24 protein-coding genes and 1 riboswitch are annotated in these 22847 nt (G+C 70.5%); of the genes, 13 read left to right on the top strand and 11 right to left on the bottom strand.

Features of this window, described 5'->3' with window-relative positions; translation table 11 throughout:
* Positions 1-955: KamA family radical SAM protein (locus Sru01_RS23000; RefSeq protein ID WP_203989730.1), on the top strand; the 955-nt coding region annotated here is incomplete at its 5' end.
* A gap of 158 nt (positions 956-1113) precedes the next feature.
* Here Sru01_RS23000 and Sru01_RS22995 read toward each other — a convergent pair.
* From Sru01_RS22995 to Sru01_RS22980, 4 genes are all read right to left on the bottom strand, one after another.
* Positions 1114-1293 (bottom strand): hypothetical protein, encoded by a 180-nt coding sequence (locus Sru01_RS22995; RefSeq protein ID WP_203989728.1) that lies wholly within the window; start codon positions 1291-1293, stop codon positions 1114-1116.
* A gap of 112 nt (positions 1294-1405) precedes the next feature.
* Positions 1406-1939 carry a YbhB/YbcL family Raf kinase inhibitor-like protein gene (locus tag Sru01_RS22990; protein WP_203989726.1) on the bottom strand — a complete coding sequence of 178 codons (534 nt, stop codon included), beginning with the start codon at positions 1937-1939 and terminating at the stop codon, positions 1406-1408.
* 89 nt (positions 1940-2028) lie between these two features.
* Entirely contained in the window at positions 2029-2883 is an 855-nt protein-coding gene (locus Sru01_RS22985; RefSeq protein ID WP_239137664.1) for an ABC transporter ATP-binding protein, read from the bottom strand.
* A complete protein-coding gene (locus Sru01_RS22980) occupies positions 2876-3835 on the bottom strand; it encodes an ABC transporter permease (protein WP_203989724.1) in 960 nt (319 codons plus the stop codon). Before Sru01_RS22980 ends, Sru01_RS22985 begins: the two co-directional genes overlap by 8 nt.
* A gap of 443 nt (positions 3836-4278) precedes the next feature.
* On the opposite strand from Sru01_RS22980, the gene Sru01_RS22975 reads away from it, so the two are divergent.
* From Sru01_RS22975 to Sru01_RS22955, 5 genes are all read left to right on the top strand, one after another.
* Positions 4279-5928, top strand: coding sequence for a peptide ABC transporter substrate-binding protein (locus tag Sru01_RS22975; RefSeq protein ID WP_203989722.1), 1650 nt, complete (start codon positions 4279-4281; stop codon positions 5926-5928).
* 115 nt (positions 5929-6043) lie between these two features.
* Positions 6044-6985 carry an ABC transporter permease gene (locus tag Sru01_RS22970; protein WP_203989720.1) on the top strand — a complete coding sequence of 314 codons (942 nt, stop codon included), beginning with the start codon at positions 6044-6046 and terminating at the stop codon, positions 6983-6985.
* Positions 6978-7895, top strand: coding sequence for an ABC transporter permease (locus Sru01_RS22965; RefSeq protein WP_203989718.1), 918 nt, complete (start codon positions 6978-6980; stop codon positions 7893-7895). The genes Sru01_RS22970 and Sru01_RS22965 overlap by 8 nt, the downstream gene beginning before the upstream one ends.
* Before the next feature lie 15 nt (positions 7896-7910).
* Positions 7911-8948, top strand: a complete 1038-nt coding sequence (locus Sru01_RS22960; RefSeq protein ID WP_239137663.1) for an ABC transporter ATP-binding protein — start codon at positions 7911-7913, stop codon at positions 8946-8948.
* Positions 8932-9942 carry an ABC transporter ATP-binding protein gene (locus Sru01_RS22955; protein WP_203989716.1) on the top strand — a complete coding sequence of 337 codons (1011 nt, stop codon included), beginning with the start codon at positions 8932-8934 and terminating at the stop codon, positions 9940-9942. Before Sru01_RS22960 ends, Sru01_RS22955 begins: the two co-directional genes overlap by 17 nt.
* A gap of 72 nt (positions 9943-10014) precedes the next feature.
* Here Sru01_RS22955 and Sru01_RS22950 read toward each other — a convergent pair whose 3' ends face one another.
* Entirely contained in the window at positions 10015-10416 is a 402-nt protein-coding gene (locus Sru01_RS22950) for a hypothetical protein (protein ID WP_203989714.1), read from the bottom strand.
* 405 nt (positions 10417-10821) lie between these two features.
* Positions 10822-11634, bottom strand: a complete 813-nt coding sequence (locus tag Sru01_RS22945) for an SAM hydrolase/SAM-dependent halogenase family protein (protein ID WP_203989712.1) — start codon at positions 11632-11634, stop codon at positions 10822-10824.
* 262 nt (positions 11635-11896) lie between these two features.
* Between Sru01_RS22945 and Sru01_RS22940 the strand changes: the two genes are divergently transcribed.
* Both Sru01_RS22940 and otsB read left to right on the top strand, forming a co-directional pair.
* Positions 11897-12154, top strand: coding sequence for a DUF3263 domain-containing protein (locus tag Sru01_RS22940; RefSeq protein ID WP_275412203.1), 258 nt, complete (start codon positions 11897-11899; stop codon positions 12152-12154).
* Between the two features lie 76 nt (positions 12155-12230).
* Positions 12231-13004 carry a trehalose-phosphatase gene (otsB, locus tag Sru01_RS22935; protein WP_203989708.1) on the top strand — a complete coding sequence of 258 codons (774 nt, stop codon included), beginning with the start codon at positions 12231-12233 and terminating at the stop codon, positions 13002-13004.
* A gap of 32 nt (positions 13005-13036) precedes the next feature.
* Here the strand turns inward: otsB and Sru01_RS22930 are convergent, their stop codons facing one another.
* Entirely contained in the window at positions 13037-14464 is a 1428-nt protein-coding gene (locus Sru01_RS22930) for an alpha,alpha-trehalose-phosphate synthase (UDP-forming) (RefSeq protein ID WP_203989706.1), read from the bottom strand.
* A 156-nt stretch (positions 14465-14620) separates the two neighbouring features.
* Between Sru01_RS22930 and Sru01_RS22925 the strand changes: the two genes are divergently transcribed.
* From Sru01_RS22925 to groL, 5 genes are all read left to right on the top strand, one after another.
* Positions 14621-15175 (top strand): RNA polymerase sigma factor, encoded by a 555-nt coding sequence (locus tag Sru01_RS22925; protein ID WP_203989705.1) that lies wholly within the window; start codon positions 14621-14623, stop codon positions 15173-15175.
* 125 nt (positions 15176-15300) lie between these two features.
* Positions 15301-15467: riboswitch (SAM riboswitch) on the top strand.
* A gap of 14 nt (positions 15468-15481) precedes the next feature.
* Complete coding sequence (thrC, locus tag Sru01_RS22920; RefSeq protein ID WP_203989704.1) at positions 15482-16783, top strand: threonine synthase; 1302 nt, start codon at positions 15482-15484, stop codon at positions 16781-16783.
* 4 nt (positions 16784-16787) lie between these two features.
* Positions 16788-17063 carry a MoaD/ThiS family protein gene (locus Sru01_RS22915; RefSeq protein WP_203989703.1) on the top strand — a complete coding sequence of 92 codons (276 nt, stop codon included), beginning with the start codon at positions 16788-16790 and terminating at the stop codon, positions 17061-17063.
* Between the two features lie 349 nt (positions 17064-17412).
* Positions 17413-17613 (top strand): cold-shock protein, encoded by a 201-nt coding sequence (locus Sru01_RS22910; protein WP_203989701.1) that lies wholly within the window; start codon positions 17413-17415, stop codon positions 17611-17613.
* A gap of 404 nt (positions 17614-18017) precedes the next feature.
* Positions 18018-19646 carry a chaperonin GroEL gene (gene groL, locus Sru01_RS22905; RefSeq protein WP_203989699.1) on the top strand — a complete coding sequence of 543 codons (1629 nt, stop codon included), beginning with the start codon at positions 18018-18020 and terminating at the stop codon, positions 19644-19646.
* Positions 19647-19742: 96 nt separating this feature from the next.
* On the opposite strand, the gene Sru01_RS22900 is transcribed toward groL, so the two are convergent.
* From Sru01_RS22900 to Sru01_RS22885, 4 genes are all read right to left on the bottom strand, one after another.
* Positions 19743-20438, bottom strand: a complete 696-nt coding sequence (locus tag Sru01_RS22900; protein WP_203989696.1) for an alpha/beta hydrolase — start codon at positions 20436-20438, stop codon at positions 19743-19745.
* A gap of 40 nt (positions 20439-20478) precedes the next feature.
* On the bottom strand, positions 20479-20997 hold the full coding sequence (locus Sru01_RS22895; RefSeq protein ID WP_203989694.1) for a pyridoxamine 5'-phosphate oxidase family protein: 519 nt from the start codon (positions 20995-20997) through the stop codon (positions 20479-20481).
* Between the two features lie 90 nt (positions 20998-21087).
* The gene (locus Sru01_RS22890; protein WP_203989692.1) at positions 21088-22158 is read right to left on the bottom strand and encodes an RNA polymerase subunit sigma-70; all 1071 of its coding nucleotides are present in this window, start codon (positions 22156-22158) and stop codon (positions 21088-21090) included.
* Positions 22159-22195: 37 nt separating this feature from the next.
* Complete coding sequence (locus tag Sru01_RS22885) at positions 22196-22822, bottom strand: TetR/AcrR family transcriptional regulator (protein WP_203989691.1); 627 nt, start codon at positions 22820-22822, stop codon at positions 22196-22198.
* Positions 22823-22847: the final 25 nt, after the last annotated feature.

The raw sequence follows: 22847 nt of genomic DNA, 5'->3' as shown, positions 1-22847 counted from the left end.
CAACGCGCCGAGGCTCGACGGCGAGACGGTCCCCGGCATGCAGCACAAGTACCCCGAGACCGTGCTCTTCTTCCCCCGGCAGGGGCAGACGTGCCACGCGTACTGCACCTACTGCTTCCGGTGGGCGCAGTTCGTCGGGGAGCCCGACCTGAAGATGGCCTCCGGCGACCCCGGTGCGCTGGTCGAGTACGTGCGCGCCCACCCCGAGGTGACCAGCGTGCTGTTCACCGGTGGCGATCCGATGATCATGAGTACCGCGGTGCTCCGGCGGTACGTCGAGCCGCTGCTGGAACTGGGGCAACTGGAGTCGATCCGGATCGGCAGCAAGGCACTGGCCTACTGGCCGGCCCGCTTCACCGCCGACCCGGACGCCGCCGACCTGCTGCGGCTGTTCTCCACCGTGGTGGAGTCCGGCCGCAACCTGGCGTTCATGGCGCACTTCTCGCATCCCCGCGAGTTGTCGCCCGGAGTCGCCCGGACGGCGGTGCGGGCGATCCGCGACACCGGGGCGGTGATCCGCACCCAGGCGCCGCTGATCCGGTCGGTGAACGACGAGGCGGCGACCTGGGCTCGGATGTGGCGCGAGCAGCACGCGCTCGGCATGGTGCCGTACTACATGTTCGTCGAACGGGACACCGGCCCGCGTGACTACTTCGCGGTGCCGCTCGCCCGGGCACACGAAATCTTCCGGGACGCGCACGCCGCGGTGTCCGGGCTGTGCCGTACGGTACGCGGGCCGTCGATGTCGGCGACCCCGGGGAAGGTGTGCGTGGACGGCGTCGCCGAGGTGGCGGGTCGCCGGGTGTTCGTGCTGCACCTCATCCAGGCGCGGGACCCGGCCCTGGTGGGCCGCCCGTTCTTCGCCGAGTACGACCCGGAGGCGGTGTGGCTGGACCAGCTGCGCCCGGCCTTCGCCGGCCGGTTCCCCTTCCAGCCGGCCGGGCCCGGCGGGTGAGGCGGCCGGGCTCGCGACGGCGGGACGCCGAACGGCCGGGCGGACGCCCCGCGGACGGGGCGCCCGCCCGGCCGCGGCTGTTCGAACGGCGGGTGCCTCGAACGGCGGGCGTTCGAACGCCCGCCGCCCCGGGCGGCGGTGAGCGGACGGGGCGGCCCTCAGGCGCCCGGGGCGCGCACGTAGGTGCGCCGGGCGATCTGGGCCTGCAGCCTGGCCATCTGCCAGTGCAGCTCGATGAGCTGCTCGGCGAGCTGGCCGCGCGGGACGTCCGACGGGTCCTCCGCGGACAGGAGATCGATGGCGGTCGCCAGCTCTCGCACCCCGCACCCCCACTCCATCACGGTTCCCTCGACTCGAATCTACGTTCGAATCATAATGGAACCGTGGTCACGGTGTCAGCTCATTCACCGCCCGTTTCCCGGATTCTGTACGGTGTGTCGCGCGGCCCGGTCAGGTCCCGTAGATCGATGTGATGTAGCCGCGGGCGAGCGTGTTCGCGACGATGTTGAAGCCGACCACCGCCGAGGTCGCGCCCGCCGGGACGTCCAGCCTCTCCACGCCGAGCGCGTGCACCGCGAAGATGTACCGGTGCGGCGGGCCGGGCGGCGGCGCGGCGCCGCCGTACTCGCGGGTGCCGTAGTCGGTGGGGCCGAGAACGGCGCCCTCGGGCAGGCCCTTCTTCTCTCCTCCGCCGGCCCCGCGCGGTAGTTCGGTGACGTCGGCCGGGATGTCGTAGAGCATCCAGTGCCAGAAGCCCGAGCCGGTGGGCGCGTCGGGGTCGAAGCAGGTGACCGCGTAGCTCCTGGTGCCCTCGGGCGCACCGGACCAGCGCAGGTGCGGCGAGATGTTCTGCCCGGTCATGCCCCAGCCGTCGAACACGTGGTCGTCGGACAGCGTCCGGCCGTCGGCGACGTCCTCGCTCTCCACGCCGAGCGCCGGGACGGCGGGAAGGTGGTCATAGGGGACCGGTGGCTGGTTGGCCACGATGAACCTCCGATGGAAGGCGTTCTCGAACGCCTTCCATCCTGCCCGCTACGGGTCGGATCAGGCCGCCGCGGCGGCCCGCCCGGAGATCAGGAGTTGTAGGCGGCCAGCACCGTGGCCGGGTCGCCGTCCATCTTGATCTTGCCCTTGTGCAGCCAGATCACCCGGTTGCAGGTCTCCTCGATGACGTCGAGGTTGTGCGCCACCAGGAAGACCGTGCCGGCCTCCTTGCGCATCTGCTGGATGCGCTCCTGGCTCTTGCGCTTGAAGTCGCGGTCGCCGGTGGCCAGCGCCTCGTCGATGAGCAGCACGTCGTGCGCCTTGGCCGAGGCGATGGCGAACCGCAGCCGCGCGCCCATGCCGGAGGAGTAGGTGGACATGGGGAACTGGACGAACTCCCCGATGCCGGAGAACTCCACGATCTCGTCGTACTTCTCGCGGACCTGGGCCGGTGTCATGCCCATGGCGTAGCAGCCGAGCACCACGTTGCGCTCGCCGGTGAGCTCCCTCATCAGTGCCGCGTTCACGCCGAGCAGCGAGGGCTGGCCGTCGGTGTAGACGGCGCCCTTGTGCGGAGGCAGCAGCCCGGCGATGGCGCGCAGCAGCGTCGACTTGCCCGAGCCGTTGCGGCCGATGACGCCGATGGCGTCGCCGTGGTGGGCCACGAAGGACACGCCCTTGATGGCGTGCACCTCCTTCATCTGCGGCCGGCCCTGCCGCCGGAGGATGCGCAGCAGGGCGTTGGCGGCGTTGCCCTTCTCCGCCGCGCTGGCCGCGCCGTAGACCCGGTACACGATGTGCAGGTCGTCGACGATCACGGTGGGCGTACTGGCCGGGGCGGCCTCCGCAGCGGCCTCCACGGGCGCCGGAGCGGCGGCCGCGGGCTGCGGCGTCTCGTCATATGGATGGGCCATCCGGGACGGCTCCTTGGTCAGCTCAGCCACGGCCATACCTCTCCTCGGCCCGCCAGAAGTACCAGAAACCGCCGATCAGCGCGACCGCGGCCCAGAAGCCAGCGTATAGCCACAGTCGGGGCAGGTCGGCGTGCGGATACCCGTGGGCGGCGAGGTCCTTCGAGTAGGACTCGACCAGCAGGTGGCGCATGATGTCGATGAAGACCGACGGCGGGTTGAACTCCAGCAGGAAGCGCGCCCAGTCGGGCGCGTCCTTCATCCGGGCCGGGATGCTGAAGAAGACGCCGGAGGTGTAGAGCCAGGTGCGCAGGATGAACGGCAGCAACTGGTTCATGTCCCGGACGAAGGCGCCGACCCGGGCCAGCAGCAGGCTCATCCCCACGTTGAACACCGTCTGCAGCAGCAGCGCGAACGGGATCAGCAGCCACATCCAGGTGATCGGCTCGTCGGTGAGCAGCACGATCACCGACAGCACGCCCATCGAGATGGCGAGCTGCTGGAACTCCTGGATGGTGTAGGCCAGCGGCAGCGCGGCCCGCGGGAAGTGCAGGGCGCGGATCAGCGACAGGTGGCCGGAGATGGACTTGGCGCCGCCGGTGATCGACCGCTGGGTGTAGCCGAAGACGAACACCCCGGTGATCAGGAAGGCGGTGTAGTTCGTCAGGTCCTTCTTCTGCCCGAGGATCAGGCCGAACATCAGGTAGTAGACCGCGGCGTTGAGCAGCGGGGTCAGCACCTGCCACAGCTGGCCGAGTGCGGAGTTGGAGTACTTCGAGACGTTACGCGATGTGGCGTACGTGAAGACGAAGTGCCGCCTGTCCCAGAGCTGGCGCAGGTAGACAGGCAGACTGGGACGTGCGATGGCACGTCGCAACCCGTGGCGTTCGGCGAGCGCGGACAGCGATTCCTTCCCGCCTGGGGAGGAGCCGCCCGCCCGGTCGCCCGCCCGGGAGTCCGCGACAGCGGATTCCGGCTGACTCATGGCATGGACTCTATTGGATCCGGGTGAATGAGACGCCTGCGGTGCGGCCCGTCCGCCGGCGTTCATGAGCGGGCAAGCGCGGTCAAAGGGCATCGCGCGGCGTCGTCGCAGCTAGCGGAACACGCCGTGCCGTACCGGCGCACGCGTCGGGGGGCGCGACCACTCTCCGGGTGTGTGTACCTTAGTGGCACCTTTATGCCTTATCAAGGCATTATCGACCAGCCTAGTTGGTATGCGTGTGACGTCCAGCAGGACCACGTGTGACCGAACTGCAATACACCGGAGACTCGCTGGTGAGGAGTGGTGAGGGATGCTCGCGGTCAACTGGCAGGGCGTCGACTGATTTGTGCATGTCTGCGTGCTCCGGGGACGGATCCCTCGGAGGCGTCCCCCGGCATGATCGTTCAGTCGAGCGCCTACCTTAGAGGGAGGATTAATCCACGATGCGTGTGACCAAGGGCGCACAGATCGTCGCCGGGACCGCTTTGCTGGCGCTGGCGGTCGCTGCATGTGGCGGGAGCAGCGATTCGTCCGGCACCGGTGCCGGCGCGACGGCCGCGGGTGGCAACCCCAACGCGGTACGGGTCGAGATCGCCGAGCCTCAGCACGACCTGATTCCGGGCAACACCACGGAGAGCAGCGGCGCCGAGGTGCTGAACGCGCTGTTCGTCGGCCTGGTGGACTACGACGCCGAGAAGAAGCCGTACAACCGCGTCGCCGAGTCGATCGAGTCCGACGACCAGACGACGTGGACCGTCAAGCTCAAGGACGGCTACAAGTGGCACAACGGTGAGCCCGTCGTCGCCCAGAACTTCGTCGACTCCTGGAACTACACGGCCAACGGCGCCAACGCCCAGGAGGGCAACTACTTCTTCGGCAGCGTCGAGGGCTACGACGAGCTGAACCCGGGCGAGGGCAAGACCGCGACCGCGACCACGCTCAAGGGCCTGAAGGTCGTCGACGACAAGACCTTCACCGTGAAGCTGAAGAACCCCTTCTCCGGCTTCCCGACGATGCTCGGCTACACCGCCTTCTACCCCCTCCCCAAGGCCGCCTTCGAGTCCGAGGGCAAGCTGAAGGCCGACTACGGGGGCAACCCCGTCGGCAACGGCCCCTTCAAGATCTCCAAGCCCTGGAAGCGCGGCTCCGACCAGACCATCTCGCTGGTCCGGGACGACGCCTTCAAGGAGGGCAAGGCCAAGATCGACGCGGTCGACTTCAAGATCTACACCGACCTGAGCACCGCGTTCAACGACCTGCGGGCCGGCAACCTGGACATCATGGACCAGCTGCCGCCGGAGGGCATCGCCACCGCCAAGAACGAGTTCGGCGACCGCTACATCGAGCAGCCGTCCTCGGGCATCGGCTACATCGGCTTCCCGACCAAGAGCGGTGCCGAGTACGCCAAGAACGCGGACGTCCGCAAGGCGATCTCCATGGCGATCGACCGTAAGACGATCACCGAGCAGGTCTTCTCCGGCACCCGTGTCCCGGCCGACGACCTGATCAGCCCGGTCGTCTCCGGGTACCGCCAGGGCGCCTGCGGTGAGGCCTGCACCTACGACCCGGCCAAGGCCAAGCAGCTGTTCGACTCGGCCGGCGGCGGCAAGATGGGCCCGATCGAGCTCGGCTACAACGCCGACGGCGGCCACAAGGAGTGGATCGAGGCCGTCGCCAACAACCTGCGCACCAACCTGGGCGTCGAGGTGACGCCGAAGCCCGTCGAGAAGTTCGCCTCCATCCTCGACGACCTCGGCGACAGGAAGTGGTCCGGCGCCTTCCGCATGGCGTGGCTGATGGACTACCCGTCCCCGGAGAACTACCTGCGCCCGCAGTACGGCACCGGCGGCAGCTCGAACTACTCGGAGTTCAGCGACAAGAAGTTCGACGAGCTGGTGACCAAGGGCGACGCGGCCAACTCGCTGGAAGAGGGCATCAAGTTCTACCAGCAGGCCGATGACATGATCCTCAAGGAGCTGCCCTACATCCCGGTCTACTTCTACCAGACCAATGGTGCCTACTCGCAGCACGTGAAGAACGTGAAGATCGACCCGTTCGAGCGGATCGACCTCTTCAACGTCGAGCGGGCCTGACGTCGACCACCCCGGGCGGTCGGATACATTCAAATCGCCCGGGGTGGCCGGCCACCCCAGAAGGGCAGCCCACAGGTTGCGGCGGGCTGCCCTTTGTGATGATCCGGGAGATTGAATGGGCCGCTACATCATCCGGCGCCTGCTCCAGGCGATCCCTGTGTTGCTGGGCACCACTTTCCTCATCTTCGCCATCGTGTACGCGCTGCCGGGTGATCCGGTGCAGGCGCTGGCCGGTGACCGGCGGGTCGACCCGGTCTTCGCGGCGGCACTGAGGGAACAGTTCCACCTGAACGACCCGCTGATCGTGCGGTACGGCTACTACGTCCGGGACATCTTCTCCGGCGATTTCGGCCAGACCTTCCGCGGACTGCCCGTCTCGACCATCTTCGAGGGCAAGTTCCAGGTCACGTTCAAGCTCGCGGCGACCGCCCTCATCATCGAGGCGATCGTCGGCGTCCTGTTCGGCTTCTGGGCCGCGCTGCGCCGCGGCGGCTGGGAGGACAAGGCCATCCTGGCCTTCAGCCTGCTGCTCGTCTCGGTCCCCACCCTGGTCAGCGGCTTCGTGCTGCAGCTGGCCATCGGTGTCAAGCTCAAGCAGCTCACCGGCACCCAGATCCTGCCGGTCGCCGGCGTGCAGGACGGCCTGCGAAGTTACCTGCTGCCCGGCTTCGTGCTCGCCACGGTCTCCATCGCGTATCTGACCCGGCTCACCCGGACCAGCCTGATGGAGACGCTGCGCGCCGACTTCATCCGCACGGCGGTGGCCAAGGGCCTGCCGCGGCGGCGGGTGCTCGGCCGGCACGCGCTGCGCAACTCGCTGATCCCCCTGGTGACCTATCTCGGCGCCGACCTCGGCACGCTCATGGGCGGCGCGGTCATCACCGAGGCCATCTTCAACCTGCCGGGCATCGGCCAGCAGCTGTTCCAGTCGGTCTACCTGCGCGAGAACTCCGTCGTCGTCGGCATCGTGACGGTGCTGGTCCTGATCTACATCGTGGCCAACCTCGTCGTCGACCTGCTGTACGCCGTCCTCGACCCCAGGATCCGCTATGAGTAACGACACCCTGCCGGCCGCGGCGCCGGTGCAGCCGGCCAAGCACGTCAAGGAGCGGTCCGCCAGCCTGTGGTCGGACGCCTGGTACGACCTGCGGCGCAACCCGGTCTTCCTCATCGGCTCGGGAATGGTGCTGCTGTTCGTCATCATCGCCGCCTTCCCCGGCCTGTTCGACACCGTGGGCGTGGAGTCGCGCACCTGCAACCTGGCGAACGCCCGTAAGGGCATCACCTCCGAGCACTGGTTCGGCACCGACAACCTCGGCTGCGACGTCTACTCGCGCGTCATGCACGGCGCCCGGGTCTCGATCATCGTGGGCTTCGTCAGCGCCCTGGTGACCGGCGTGGTCGGCGGGGCGCTCGGGCTGCTGGCCGGCTATTACGGACGCTGGGTGGACATCATCCTGTCCCGGGTGGCCGAGATCTTCTTCGCGATCCCGTCCATCCTCGGCGCGCTGCTCATCCTCGCGGTGATCGGCCGGAACAACGCCGGCATCGCCACCGTGGTGCTGGCGCTGTCCATCCTGGCCTGGCCGATGATCCTGCGCATCATGCGAGCCGCGGTGATCACGGCCAAGCACCAGGACTACGTGATGGCCGCGCGGGCGCTCGGCGCGGGTCCCGGCCGGATCATGCTGCGGCACATCCTGCCGAACGCGGTGGCCCCGGTGATCGTGGTGTCCACGATCAACCTGGGCGCGTTCATCGCCGCCGAGGCGGCGCTGTCCTTCCTCGGCGTCGGCATCCAGTCCCCGCAGATCTCCTGGGGCCTGATGATCGCCGACTCGCGGACCCGCTTCCTGGAGGCCCCGCTGCCGCTGCTGTTCCCGGCGCTGTTCCTGAGCCTGACCATCCTGAGCGTGGTCATGCTGGGCGACGCGGTACGCGACGCGCTCGATCCGAAGCTGCGGTAGGAGAGGGGACAGAAGGTGAACAACCCGTCAGTGGACACGGCCCCGCCGGCCGCGGACGCCGCCACCGAGCCGCTGCTCGCCGTGGATAATCTGCACGTCGAGTTCGTCACCCGGCAGGGCCTGGTCCGGGCGGTGAACGGTGTCAGCTACACCGTGAACCCGGGCGAGTCGCTCGCGGTGCTCGGCGAGTCCGGATCCGGCAAGTCGGTCACCGCCCAGGCGATCATGGGCATTCTCGACATGCCGCCGGCCCGCATCCCGAAGGGCGAGATCCGCTTCCGCGGTACCGACCTGCTCAAGCTCTCCGACCAGGCGCGCAGCCAGATCCGCGGCCAGCGGATCGCGATGATCTTCCAGGACGCGCTGTCCTCGCTGAATCCGGTGCTGACGGTCGGCTGGCAGATCAGCGAGATGTTCCGCGTGCACCGCGGGATGAACAAGCGCGACGCCATGAAGAAGGCCGTCGAGCTGATGGACCGGGTGCGCATCCCGGCCGCCCGCCAGCGGGTCAACGACTATCCGCACCAGTTCTCCGGCGGCATGCGCCAGCGCATCATGATCGCGATGTCGATCGCGCTGGATCCGGAGGTGCTGATCGCCGACGAGCCGACCACGGCGCTCGACGTGACGGTGCAGGCCCAGATCATGGAGCTGCTCGCCGAGCTGCAGCGCGAGAGCAACATGGGCCTCATCCTGATCACGCACGACCTGGGCGTGGTGGCCGACGTGGCCGACAAGATCGCCGTCATGTACGCCGGGCGGATCGTCGAACACGCCCCGGTGCACGACGTGTACAAGTCGCCGGCGCACCCCTACTCCAAGGGCCTGCTCGACTCGATCCCCCGGGTCGACATGAAGGGCCAAGAGTTGTACGCCATCAAGGGGCTGCCGCCGAACCTGCTCGACATGCCCTCGGGCTGTGCCTTCCACCCCCGCTGCCCGTACCGCCGCGACAACTGCGTGACCGACGTCCCGCCGCTGTACGAGATCAGCGGGACGCGGGGGAGCGCCTGCCACTACTACCGGGAGGTCCTCGATGACACCGTCGGGTGAGCGGATCCTGGAGGTCCGTGACCTGGTCAAGCACTTCCCGCTGACCCAGGGCATCGTGTTGAAGCGCCAGATCGGCGCGATCAAGGCCGTGGACGGGGTCTCCTTCGACCTCGGCCGGGGCGAGACGCTCGGCGTGGTCGGCGAGTCCGGCTGCGGCAAGTCCACCCTCGCCAAGCTGCTGATGGCGCTGGAGCGTCCCACCTCGGGCTCGGTGAAGATCAACGGGGTGGACATGGCCAAGGCGCGCGGCGGAGAGCTCAAGCGCATGCGCCGCAACATCCAGATGGTCATGCAGGACCCCTACACCTCGCTCAACCCGCGGATGACGGTCGGCGACATCATCGGCGAGCCGTTCGAGATCCACTCGGAGGTGGCGCCCAAGGGCGACCGCCGTCGCAAGGTGCAGGAGCTGCTGGAGGTCGTCGGCCTCAACCCCGAGCACATCAACCGCTACCCCCACCAGTTCTCCGGCGGGCAGCGGCAGCGCATCGGCATCGCCCGCGGGCTGGCCCTGCAGCCGGAGGTGATCATCTGTGACGAGCCGGTGTCGGCCCTGGACGTGTCGATCCAGGCTCAGGTGATGAACCTGCTGGAGCGGCTGCAGGACGAGTTCGGCCTCGCCTACATCTTCATTGCGCACGACCTGTCGGTGGTCCGGCACATCTCCGACCGGGTCGCGGTGATGTACCTCGGCAAGATCGTCGAACTGGGCAAGGACATCGACATCTACGAGCGGCCCAGCCACCCGTACACCCAGGCGCTGCTGTCGGCGGTGCCGGTGCCCGATCCTGAGGGGCGCGAGCAGCGCGAGCGGATCATCCTGCAGGGTGACCCGCCGTCGCCGGCCAACCCGCCGTCCGGGTGCCGGTTTCGCACCCGCTGCTGGAAGGCGCAGGACATCTGCGCCGAGCAGGAGCCGCTGCTGGAGATCCGCTCCGGCGGTCACCCGAGCGCCTGCCACTTCGCCGAGGCGCACGACGTGATCAGCGCCTGAGTACGGGCGGAGCATGAGAAGGCGGCGCCGCCACGGGCAGTGGGGGCGCCGCCGTCGTCGTCAGAGCGTGGGTCAGAGGACCTTGATGCTGCCGACGCCCACGCCGATGAGGCCGCCGGTGCCGACACCGGTGTTGTTGCCGATGCCGTTGCCGATGCCGTTGAAGCCGCCCGGGCCGTAGCCGCCGCCGAACCCACCGAAGCCGCCGAAGCCGCCCCCGTAGACGCCGCCCCCGTAGACGCCGCCGCCGTAGACGGAGGCGCCGTAGACGGAGCTGCAGCCGCCCCCGTACACGCCGCCGCCGTAGACGACGGCGCTCGGGAGGACGGTGGCGGTGGGCCCGCAGTAGCAGCAGGCGGCCTTGCCGGCCTTGGCCTGGTGGACGGGCTTGGCGGCGTCGGCGGAGGCCATGGCGGCGGAACCGAGGACGATCATGCCGGCGCATGCCGAAGTGACGAGAAGACGGCGAATCATGAGTTACTTCTCCTTGTACTAACCACCTGGGAAGAATGCCGCACTTCCACATTCTGTGCCGTGGTGGTTACCGAATGTGACCGCTCAGACAGTACCCAATGGCCGAACAGGACTAAGGGCGGCGAACGGTCAGCTGATGGCAATGGTTGGCGGCCCCGGCCCATGCCCCCGCCAAGCCGCGGCAAGGCGCGCTGCGCGACCCGGGGCGGGGGGCGTCCCGTCCCGGGCGGGGTCAACCACCTGGTCAGCTCGCCTTCCGGGGCGTCCCGCCCGGCCGGGCGGGACGCCCGCCGCCCGGTGCCGGCCCGCCCGCGCTTTGCCGGCGCTTTGCCGTCCCCGGCGGTTTCGGCGGTGCTGTCCCGCGATGACCTTCGCCGGGTTCGGCGCAGGTCAGCGCCGGTGCGCTCAGCCCTCGGCGGCGCGCGCCAGCCGGACGTGCGCGCCGGGCGGCAGGCCGAGACGCTGGGCCGCGTCCCCGCCGTTGACCGCCAGGGACACCATGCCGGCCGAATCGGTGAAGGCGACGAGGTTCCCCGGTGCCACCGCGGCGTAGGTGTCACGGAAGGGGACGGTCATCTGGCGCCGGCCCATGGTGACCGCCAGCGGGTCGCCGGTCCGGACGCCGAGCGTGGCCAGGTCCTCGGCGGTCACCGACAGCTGGACGTTGCCCCAGCGGTCCACCGACAGCACCTCGCCCTCGGCCGCCTCCTGGCCCAGGCGCGCGGTGGGCGCGGGCAGCGAGAGCAGGCGGTCCAGCGGGATCTGCGGGCCGAGTTCGGCCGGTTCGCGGCCGGTGCCGAGGTGTGCCGCGACCGGGGCGTAGATGTCCCGGCCGTGGAAGGTGGCCGACACCGGGGTGAGGAACAGCTCCTCGTTGGTGATCTCGTACGCCGCCCGGGCGCCGCCCGCGGCGAGCAGCGCCCATGACAGCAGGCCGTTGTCCGGGCCGATGAAGACGCGGTGGCCCGCCAGGACGGCGATCGACCGGCGCGTGCTGGCCGCGGCCGGGTCGACCGCCGCGACGTGCACGCCGGCGGGCAGATATGGCAGGGTCTGGGCGAGGATCGCGGCGCCGCGCCGGATGTCCCCGGCCGGCACCTGGTGGCACACGTCGATGATCCGCGCGTCCGGCGCGATGCCGATGATCACCCCGTGGCACGAGGCCACGAAGCCGTCCTCCAGACCGTAGTCGGTGAGAAGCGTGATGACAGAGGTCACACCTGGTGACTGTACGTCTCCCGAACTGTCGTGAACAGCCGCGAATTGCCGACTACCATGGCCACGGGCCACCCCCGCGCGTCGTGGCCCGGTGCGAGCCCTCCCTGTCCTGGCGACGGGCGCCGCGCCCGGCCCGCGTCCCCCGCCGGCTCGACGCCTGGACCTTCACGTGCCCCACCGAGGAGGAACGGCATTGGACACCGCACCCGAGCATGGTGACCACGCGGCCGGCGAGGCGCCGGCCGCGCGCGTCCCCGGCGAGCTGACCGAGCGGGAGCGGGACCTGCTGGCGTTCGAGCGCCAGTGGTGGCGGCATGCCGGCGCCAAGGAGCAGGCGATCCGCGAGACCTTCGACCTGTCGGCGACCCGTTACTACCAGTTGCTCGGCGCGCTGATCGACCGGCCGGAGGCGATGGCGCGCGATCCGATGACGGTCAAGCGGCTGCTGCGCCTGCGGCAGGCCCGGCGGGAGGAGCGTACGGCCCGCCGGCTGGGCATGCGGCGGGGAACGCCGGGGTAGTCCCCATTTCGTGACTCAAGATGTATTGCCGGACGTTGCCGGTTTTGCGGCGATAAAGAGTGATCCTTCGGGTGCGGTGATCGGGCTCGACTTCGACGGCACCCTCGCGCCGATCGTCCCTGACCCGGCGGACGCCCGGGTGGCTCCGGAGGCCGCCGCGGCGCTGGCCAGGCTGGGTGCCCTGGTCGGCGCGGTGGTGATCGTCACCGGCCGCCCCGCGGCGACCGCCATCGACTACGGGCAGGTGGCCGGCGGGCCGTCCCTGGCCGACGTGCCGGGCCTGGTGGTCCTCGGCCAGTACGGCCTGGAGCGGTGGGAGGCCGGCACGGTGACCTCCCCGCCGCCGCCCCCGGGGGTGGCGCGGGTACGCGAGGAACTGCCCGGCCTGCTGGACCGGCTGGGCCTGCCCCGTACCGACGGCACCCGGCCCGGGGTCGCCGTCGAGGACAAGGGCCGGGCCGTCGCGGTGCACACCCGGCGCGCCGCCGACCCCGAGGGCGCGCTGCGGGCGCTGCGCGAGCCGGTGCAGGCCCTGGCCGCCCGCACCGGGCTGGTCGTCGAGCCCGGCCGGCTGGTGCTCGAACTGCGGCCCGCCGGGATGGACAAGGGGCAGGCCCTGCGGGCGTTCCTCGACCGGCGCGCGGCGCGCTCGGTGCTGTTCGCCGGGGACGACCTCGGCGACCTGGCCGCCTTCGAGGCGGTCCGCGACTGCGGGCTGCCGGGGGTGACGGTGTGCAGCGCCTCAGCCGAGGTCACCGCGCTCGCCGAGCTGGCCGACGTGGTCGTCGACGGGCCGGCCGGGGTGGCCGCGCTGCTGTCCGCCCTCGCCGGCGCGCTGGCGGCCCGCTGAGCGGCTTCAGCGGCGCGCGTGGTGCACGGCGGTCAGTCGTCCAGCGCGGCGAGCTGGTCGGCGAACCACCGGGCGGGCGGCAGCGCGGTCGCCGCCGCCCTGAGCCGCGCGCCGCGCTCGGCGCGCTCGCGCTCGGGCATGACGAGCCCGTCGTACAGCGCGCGGGCGGTGCCCGATACGTCGTAGGGATTGACCACCAGCGCGTCGCCGCCCAGCTCGGCCGCCGCCCCGGCCTCGCGGGACAGCACCAGCGCGCAGCTCGGCGCCAGGATCGGGCCCTCCTTGGCGACCAGGTTCATCCCGTCGCGGATCGGATTGACCAGCAGCACGTCGGCGATGCGGTAGGCCGCCAGCGACCGGGCGTAGTCGTCGTCCACGTTGAGGATGAGCGGATCCCATTCCTCGCCGCCGAACTCGTCCTCGATCTCCTTGGCGCAGCGCTGCACCGCGGCGGTGTACTCGCGGTACTCGGGCAGGTCGTGCCGGGAGGGGTAGGCGAACGCCAGGTGCACCACCTTGCCGTGCCATTCGGGATGGTCGGTGAGGAACTGCCGGTAGGCCGACAGGCCGCGCACGATGTTCTTCGACAGCTCGGTGCGGTCGATCCGCACGATGAGCCGGCGGTCGCCCACCCGTTCGCGCAGCGCGGTCATGTGCGATTCGACGTCCGGCTCGGTGGCGCGGGCCCACAGCGCGTCACCGTCCACGCCGAGCGGGTGCACGCCGACGTGCGTCGCCCGGCCGTCGAAGACCACCAGGCCGGCCTCCCGGTCCACCTCGGCGCCGAGTATGGCCCGGCAGCAGTCCATGAACGCCGCCGCCCACCGCGCGGTGAGGAAGCCGGCGTGGTCGGCGCCGAGGATGCCGCTCAGCAGCTCGGCGGCGATGTCGTCCGGCAGCAGCGAGAAGTACTCCGGCGGCGCCCAGGGGGTGTGCGAGAAGTGCGCGATGCGCAGGTCGGGCCGCTCCACCCGCAGCATCGCCGGCGCGAGCGTGAGATGGTAGTCCTGGATCATGACCCGGGCGCCGTGCGTGGCGTCCTCGGCCAGCGCCAGCGCGAAGGCGGCGTTGTAGTCCTGGTAGGACTCCCATTCGCGGCGGAACCGGGTGTCGAAGTGCGGGGAGTTCGGGGTGTCGTAGAGCAGGTGGTTGACGAACCACAGGGTGGAGTTGGCCACGGCGTTGTAGGCGCGGTGGAAGGTCGCCGGCGGGATGTCGAGCATGCGCACCGGCCCGGTGTCGTATCCGGCCTGGTCCAGCCGCCCGCCGGGCGCCCGGCGGGCGGCGCCGCGGTCGCCGTCCGACAGCGCCGCGCACACCCACAGCACCTCGGAGTCCTTGGCCACCTCCGACAGCCCGGAGACCATCCCTCCGCCGCCGCGCCGCATGGTCAGCGACCCGTCGTCGGCCAGGTTGAAGGACACCGGGCCTCGGTTCGATGCCAGCAGAACAGTGTTCATCCGCCCACCACTCCTGTCCGCCTGCGGCGGTCGTCCCTCGCCGTTCTCTCCGCTGTGATGCTCGGCCGGCAGCACATTAATAAAAGTTAACGTTCCCAATAAGATGAGCTGGTGGCCACGCCGAACGCAACGGGCGGTGGTGGGGGAGGGCTGGGCATGGCGCTTGACGAGACGACCGAGGAGCTGGCGCGGGCCGCGGCGGCCGGCGACCACCGCGCCCTGGGCGAGCTGCTGCGCAGGGTGGAGCCCGACGTGCTGCGGCACTGCGCCAAGCTCCTCCCCTATCGCCAGGACGCCGAAGAGGCCTCGCAGGACACGCTGCTGGCCGTGGCCCGCAACATCCGCCGGTTCGAGGGCCGGGCGCGGTTCTCCACCTGGCTGCACATCGTGACGGCCAACTGCGCCCGCACGACGTACCGGTCGCTGAAGCGGCGGGCGGCCGAGCAGTCCTCCGGCGAGGTTCCCGACCTGCGGGCCGACCCCGCCCGGGTGAGCGTCATCGCCGGTGCCCGGCTCGACCTGCTGGACGCGATGGAGGCGCTGGAGGCCGACAAGCCCGACCTCGCCCAGGCGCTGGTGCTGCGCGACATCTGCCAGCTCGACTACAGCGAGGTCGCCGGGCAGCTCGGCATCCCGCTCGGCACCGCCAAGTCGCGCATCCATCAGGCCCGCAAGTACGTCCAGGCCGCGCTCGGCGACGCCTACGGCTGATCCCGCCGCGTCTCGCGCTGAGGTCGCCGCCGTCTCGATGAGTGAGACGCCCGGTCGATGGGGCAGGATGCCGGGGTACAGTGCAAATGGCCCGCCGGACGCCGGCGTGGCCGACAACTGCATATTGCTCATCCAGAGGGGTGGAGGGACCGGCCCTGCGAAGCCCCGGCAACCCTCCCGGCTGTGGTCATCGCGTCTTTCGGGAACGGCGCGGCACGCGACCTAGTGAGACCGGCCGGGACAGGTGCCAATTCCGGCCCGCGATCAGGGTGGTCGCGGGCGAAGATGAGGGAAAGGCCTCGCTTCATGGCGCTCGCACCAGCTGAGACTACGACCGCGTTCGACTTCGGCCCCGCCGTGGCGCTGTCCTGCCGCGAATGCGGCACCCGCTACGACCTGGGCCCCGACTTCGCCTGTGTCGAGTGTTTCGGGCCACTCGAAGTGGCCTACACCTGGAACTCCCCCGGCTCTACGGCGGTGCCGGTGACCCGCCGGGAGATCGAGTCCGGCCCGGCGAACATCTGGCGTTACCGCTCCCTGCTCCCCGTCCCGGCCGGCGTGGCCGGCCGGCGTAACCTCGCGCCCGGCTGGACCAAGTTGATCCACGCCGAGAACCTAGGCCGCGAGCTCGGGATGCGCCGCCTGCACGTCAAGGACGACTCGGGCAACCCCACCCACTCCTTCAAGGACCGGGTGGTGGCGATCGCCCTGGAGGCGGCGCGCAACTTCGGGTTCCACACCCTGTCCTGCTCGTCCACCGGCAACCTCGCGGGCGCGGTCACCGCCGCGGCCGCCCGCGCCGGGCTGGACGCCTGCGTCTTCATCCCCTCCGACCTGGAGGAGGCGAAGATCGTCATGGCGTCGGTGTACGGCGGCCGGCTGGTCGGCATCCAGGGCACCTACGACGAGGTGAACCGCTTCTGCTCCGAGCTGATCGGTGACCCGCTGGGCGACCGGTGGGGGTTCGTCAACGTCAACCTGCGGCCGTACTACGCCGAGGGCTCCAAGACACTCGCGTACGAGATCGCCGAGCAGCTCGGCTGGCGGCTGCCGGCGCAGATCGTCATCCCGGTCGCCTCCGGATCGCAGCTCACCAAGATAGACAAGGGTTTCCGCGAGCTGGTCCGCCTGGGCCTGGTCGAGGACACCCCGTACAAGATCTTCGGTGCCCAGGCGGCGGGATGCTCGCCGGTGTCGGCCGCCTACAAGGCCGGCCGCGACACGGTGCAGCCGGTCCGGCCGGACACCATCGCCAAGTCGTTGGCGATCGGCAACCCGGCGGACGGCCCGTACGTCCTGGACATCGCCCGCCGCACCGGCGGCGCGGTGGAGGACGTGACCGACGCCGAGGTGGTCGACGCGATCCGGCTGCTCGCCCGCACCGAGGGCGTCTTCGCCGAGACGGCGGGCGGGGTCACGGTGGGCGTGCTGCGCAAGCTGCTGGCCGGCGGGCTGCTCGACCCCGCGGCCGAGACGGTGGTGCTGAACACCGGCGACGGGCTGAAGACGCTCGACGCGGTGGCGGAGCAGGCGCGGCCGGCCGCCGTCATCCGGCCGTCTCTCGACGCTTTCCGCACGGCCATCGGCGATAACCAGGGAAAGGGCTAGGGGAATGAGCGTTTCTGTACGGATTCCGACGATTCTTCGTACGTACACCGATGGAGCGGCCGAGGTGACCGGCGAAGGGGCCACCCTGCGCGAGGTGCTGCAGAAGCTCGATTCGGACTTTCCGGGAATCGGAGCTCGAGTCTTGGATGAATCGGGCAAGATTCGCCGTTTTGTCAACGTCTATGTCGGCGAAGAGGATGTCCGTTTTGCTGACGGACTTGACACCGCCACCCCGGAGGGCGCCCAGATCTCCGTGATCCCGGCGGTGGCCGGCGGCTGACCCCGGGGCCGTCCGGCGGCCCGCACGACGCCCGTACCTCGCCCCGAGGTGCGGGCGTCGTGCTGTCGGGGGCCCAAGAGCGGCGCGGCTATCATAATAGAAGTCCTAACTCGCTCGGTCAGACCATGTAATTGTCAACTAACTGACCGGCTGAGGAAATAATCACGTACCGCTCTCGGCGAACGTCAAGAAGTGATTTCTGGTTTGACTCTGTTGCGCCAAGGCTCCTCACAGGTATGGTCGAGAACGATCGACGTGGCCGAGAAGTTCGCATGCGTCTCGGTTCCGAAGGTCACGGGCCTCGCGGAGGAGTGGGTGAGGTCCGGAGCCCAGCAAGAGGAGTCGGAAAGTGGCGCAGGGCACCGTCAAATGGTTTAACGCGGACAAGGGCTACGGCTTCATCGCGGTAGACGGTGGTAAGGACGTGTTCGTCCACTACTCCGCGATCCTGGCCGAGGGATATCGCTCCCTCGAACAGGGGCAGAGGGTGGAGTTCGAGATCACACAGGGCCAGAAGGGGCCCCAGGCGGAGGCCGTCCGGACCGTGTGACCTGACCCGGCCGGCCTGTCCGGCCGTCGCGGGGAGAGCCATCTCCCGCGTCCGGTGGTGGGAAGGTTCGGTCCGTCGCCCAGTCCGGGGCCGTGCCCCGGGACGGACCGGGCCTTCCGTCATGTCCGGTGTCCTCGTCAGATGTGACGGACGGTCCAATACTCGACATACGGCCAGAGAAATCCAGGCGCCGCCCTGGTCATAGGGGTTGCCGCTTGCACTCGGCGGGGTAGAGTGCTAAACAGTTCGTTGGCACTCTCCTGTCGAGAGTGACAACCTGGATCGAGGCGATGGGGCCTCGCGACCCACGGCGACAGGTGTCGTGCGGGCGCGCGGTTCACATGCCGTCGCGGGCGTCGGCTCGATCCGCTGCACGCCACCCTCTGTCTGGGAGGTCTAGCCGTATGGCAGCCAAGATGATCGCGTTCAACGAGGACGCCCGGCGCGGTCTCGAGCGCGGTATGAACCAGCTCGCCGACGCCGTCAAGGTGACCCTTGGTCCCAAGGGACGTAACGTCGTGCTGGAGAAGAAGTGGGGCGCTCCCACGATCACCAACGACGGTGTGTCGATCGCCAAGGAGATCGAGCTCGAGGACCCGTGGGAGAAGATCGGGGCCGAGCTGGTCAAGGAGGTCGCGAAGAAGACCGACGACGTCGCCGGTGATGGCACCACCACCGCCACCGTGCTCGCCCAGGCGCTGGTCCGTGAGGGTCTGCGCAACGTTGCCGCCGGTGCCAACCCGATGGGGTTGAAGAAGGGCATCGAGGCGGCCGTCGAGCGGGTGAGCGAGGAGCTCTCGAAGATCGCCAAGGATGTGGAGACCAAGGAGCAGATCGCTTCGACCGCCTCCATCTCCGCCGGTGACCCGCAGATCGGCGAGATGATCGCCGAGGCGATGGACAAGGTGGGCAAGGAAGGCGTCATCACCGTCGAGGAGAGCAACGCCTTCGGCCTGGAGCTCGAGCTCACCGAGGGCATGCGCTTCGACAAGGGCTACATCTCCGGTTACTTCGTGACCGACCCCGAGCGCATGGAGGCCGTGCTCGACGACCCCTACGTGCTGGTCGTCAACTCCAAGGTCTCCGCCAACAAGGACCTGCTGCCGCTGCTCGACAAGGTCGTGCAGGCCGGCAAGCCGCTGGTGATCATCGCTGAGGACGTCGAGGGCGAGGCGCTGGCCACCCTGGTCGTCAACAAGATCCGTGGCCTGTTCAAGTCCGTGGCCGTCAAGGCCCCCGGCTTCGGCGACCGCCGCAAGGCCATGCTGGGCGACATCGCCACCCTCACCGGTGGCCAGGTCATCAGCGAGGACGTGGGCCTGAAGCTGGAGACCGCCGGTCTCGACCTGCTCGGCCGGGCGCGCCAGGTCATCGTCACCAAGGACGAGACCACCATCGTCGACGGTGCCGGCGACCCCGAGGAGATCTCCGGCCGGGTGAACCAGATCCGCGTCGAGATCGAGAACACCGACTCCGACTACGACCGCGAGAAGCTGCAGGAGCGGCTCGCCAAGCTGGCCGGCGGCGTGGCCGTCATCAAGGCCGGCGCGGCGACCGAGGTCGAGCTCAAGGAGCGCAAGCACCGCATCGAGGACGCCGTGCGCAACGCCAAGGCGGCCGTCGAGGAGGGCATCGTGCCCGGCGGTGGTGTCGCGCTGCTGCAGGCCGGCGCCAAGGCGTTCGACAAGCTCGAGCTGCACAACGACGAGGCCACCGGTGCCGCGATCGTGCGCAAGGCCCTTGAGGAGCCGCTGAAGCAGATCGCGGTGAACGCCGGCCTCGAGGGCGGCGTCGTGGTCGAGCGCGTGCGCAACCTCGAGCAGGGTGTCGGCCTCAACGCCGCCACCGGCGAGTACGTCAACATGCTGGAGTCGGGCATCATCGACCCGGCGAAGGTGACCCGTTCGGCGCTGCAGAACGCCGCGTCCATCGCGGCGCTGTTCCTCACCACCGAGGCGGTCATCGCCGAGAAGCCCGAGAAGACCCCGGCCGCTCCCGCCATGCCCGGCGGCGGCGGTGACATGGACTTCTGAGCCTCGGCTCGCACAGTACGGCAAAGGGCCGTCCCCGGGATCCCGGGGACGGCCCTTTGCCGTGCTCGCCGGCCGTGCTCGCCGGCCGTGCCCTTCTCAGGCGGCCGGGCCGGCGGACCGATCCCCGGCCAGCCGGGCCAGCTGGTCGGCGAGCTCCCGGGGACGGCTCAGCGCCACCAGGTGCCCCCCGTCGATCTCGATGGGCGTGATCCCGAGGCGCTCGCGGACGACGCGGCGCATGAACTCCGCAGGCAGGAAGCGGTCGTGGCGGCACAGCAGGAACTCGGTCCGGACCGCCGGCCAGGCCGCCGGCGGCCACGGCCGCGCGAACGGGGTCGCCGACTGGTCGCGGCCGTGGCGGGCCGCCTCCGCCGCCAGGGCCGGCGGGACGTCGTGGAAGAACAGCGCCGCGTCGTCGTCCGGTGCCCGCCCGTCGCGCTCGTCCTGCTCGCGCCGGGCCCGTTCCCAGCCGGTGCGGGCCCACCAGTCGCCCGGCGGCTCGCCGGGCGCGGGCACCATGCCCGACAGCAGCACCAGCAGCTCGACCGGCAGCCGCTCGCACACCAGGGGCGCGGTGAACGCCCCGAATGAATGCGCGACCACCACCAGGCCGGTCCGGTCGCCGACCGCGCCGACCACCGCGCCGGCGTACTCGGCGAGCCCGGCCGAGTCGTCCGAGCAGGGCAGGTCGGGTGCCACCACGTCATGACCGCGCGCCCGCAGCTCGGCGGCGGTGAGATGCCAGTACCACGAGTCGGTGCCGGCGCCGGAGACGAACACGAAGGTGGTCATGGCCGGTCCGCCCGGCGCCGGCCGGGGCGCGTCCGGGCGGTCACGCCCGGCCCCGCCGCTCGAAGTCGGCCGCGCTCGCCCCGCCGGGCAGCCGCGTCTGGAAGTCCAGCACGCCGACCCAGGCCGGCCGGACCGCGATGCGGGCCATCCTGGTGCCCGGATGGTCCACCGCGGCCACGTTGGCGGCGCCCTGCTCCGGTCCGGCGTACCGGTGCTGGGCCAGCACGTACTCCGGCACGATCCCCGCCACGTCGGTGACCGACGCGCTTCCGCGGATCAGCAGCACCTCGGGCGGGGTGGTGGCGGCGTCGATGGTGATGGCGACGGCCGGCCGGGCCCGGAGCGCGTTGATCTTGGCGGCGCCGGCGAAGGTCGACATCACGACCTCGGTGCCGGTCCAGTGGAACAGCATCGGAAAGACGCGCGGCGTCCCGTCCGCCGCGACGTAGGCCAGCCGGGCCAGTTCGGTGGAGGCGAGCAGCCGGCGCGCCACCGGGCTGTCCAGCAGCCGGACGTCGCCCTGCGGCAGGGTGGCCACGTCCCGCTCTTCGATCTTCATGGTGCTCCTTCACGGTGGGCGGCCGCGCTCCGGGCGGCCGTACCACCGTTGAGACGGGTGCCCGCCCCGAAAGGGGGCACCCGGCGGCGGTCAGCCGCCGGCCGGCAGCACTTCCGGCAGCTCGAACGCGGCCAGCAGCCGCGGCTGGAACACGGTCATCTCGGCGATCCGCCCGTCCTCGATCCGCAGCACGGTCAAGGACTGGGCCCGGTACCGGTCGTCACCGGGCAGCCGGATGTAGCCGGCCACCGCCGGCTGCCGGTTGGCCCGGGTGAGCAGGCTCCGCCAGCGCCCGCCGTGCAGCGGGGAGTCCGGGCCGAAGGCGTGCGCGGCGAAGGCCTCGATCTCGGCGCGGCCGGAGAAGCGGAACGGCAGCGGCGGCATCGTCAACCGGGCGTCGGCGCTCAGCAGCTCGGCCAGCAGGGCCGGGTCGGCCCGCTCGTGCGCCGCCATGAACCGCCGCAGCAGTTCCCGTTCCCGCGCGCTCGGTTCCCCCGATGGCGCCCATTCGGTACGCCGTTCCGGGAGATGCGCCCGCAGGGTGGCCCTGGCCCGCTTCAGGCTGCTCTTCACCGACTCGACGGTGGTGCCGAGCTGCGCGGCCGTCTCCTTCGCCGACCAGCCCAGCACGTCCCGCAGCAGGAGCACCGCGCGCCGTCTCGGCGGCAGGTGCTGGATGGCGGCGAGGAACGCCAGCTCGATGGTCTCCCGGGCGACGACGGCGGTCTCCGGGGCCAGGGCGTCCGGCGCGGCCGGTTCCAGCAGGCGGTCCGGGAAGGGCTGCAGCCAGCCGATCTCCGCGGGCGAGGCCGGGCCTGCCGGTGCCCCGTCCGCCCCGTCCGCCGCGTGCGGCCGGCGGGCGTCGCGGTCCAGGAAGTCCAGGCAGGCGTTCGTCGCGATCCGGTACAGCCAGGCGCGCAGGGTGCTGCGGCCCTGGAAGGTCGCCCGGCCGCGCCAGGCGCGCAGGAAGGTCTCCTGCACCAGGTCCTCGGCCTCGTCGAAGGATCCGAGCATCCGGTAGCAGTGCACCCGCAGTTCCCGCCGGTGACGCTCGAGCAGCTCGGCGAACTCCGGGCCGTCGCCCGGCCCGGCGAATCCCGCGGAGTCGCCGGGATCGGGCCCGCCGGTGGTGGCGCCGCTGGTGATCCGCCCCGGGTGCATGCCCACACGCTAGCCGCCCGCTCCCGCCCGCGGAGGATCAGTAGCCGGGGAGGGCGCGGTCCAGGGCGTCGAAGGCGTCGGTGAGCAGCCGGAGGTGGTCGGCGGCGACCGCCTCGGCCGGCTCGCCGGAAAGGACGCGTCCGGCGCTGACGGCGTAAGCGGTGCGGTAGGCGGTGACGACCAGGGCGCCCGCCAGCCGGCACCAGGGGTCGCCCGGCGGCGCGCCGGTGGCCTCGGCGAGCAGGGCGGCGAGCAGCTCCTCCAGCTCCTGCATCGCCTCCCGGATCCGGGCCTGCAGCGCCGGTGAGTCGAGGACGACCTGCCAGAACCGTCGGTAATCGCCCACGCCGGACAGCGGGTGCCGGTCGCGCGCCAGGCCGATGAAGAGCTCGCGCAGCGCCGCCAGCGGCCCGGTGCCGGCCGGCCGCGCGCGGACCGCCTGGGTGATCAGCGCCTCGGCCTCCGGCATCCGGTCGAAGAAGAGGTCCTCCTTGCGCGGGAAGTAGTTGAAGACGGTCTTGGCCGAGACGTCCGCCGCCGCCGCGACCTCCGCCACCGTGACCGCGTCGAACCCGCGCGCCACGAACAACGTCGTGGCCACGTCGGAGATGAGTTGCCGGGTCTGTTGTTTCTTGCGCTCGCGCAGCCCAGGGGTGCCCTCCACGGAACGACTCTAGTCGATAAAAAAC

Source organism: Sphaerisporangium rufum, assembly GCF_016863395.1.
GTDB classification, from domain to species: Bacteria; Actinomycetota; Actinomycetes; order Streptosporangiales; family Streptosporangiaceae; genus Sphaerisporangium; species Sphaerisporangium rufum.
The sequence above is the reverse complement of the archived record's forward strand: the minus strand, read 5'-3'. Positions and strand labels throughout refer to the sequence as shown.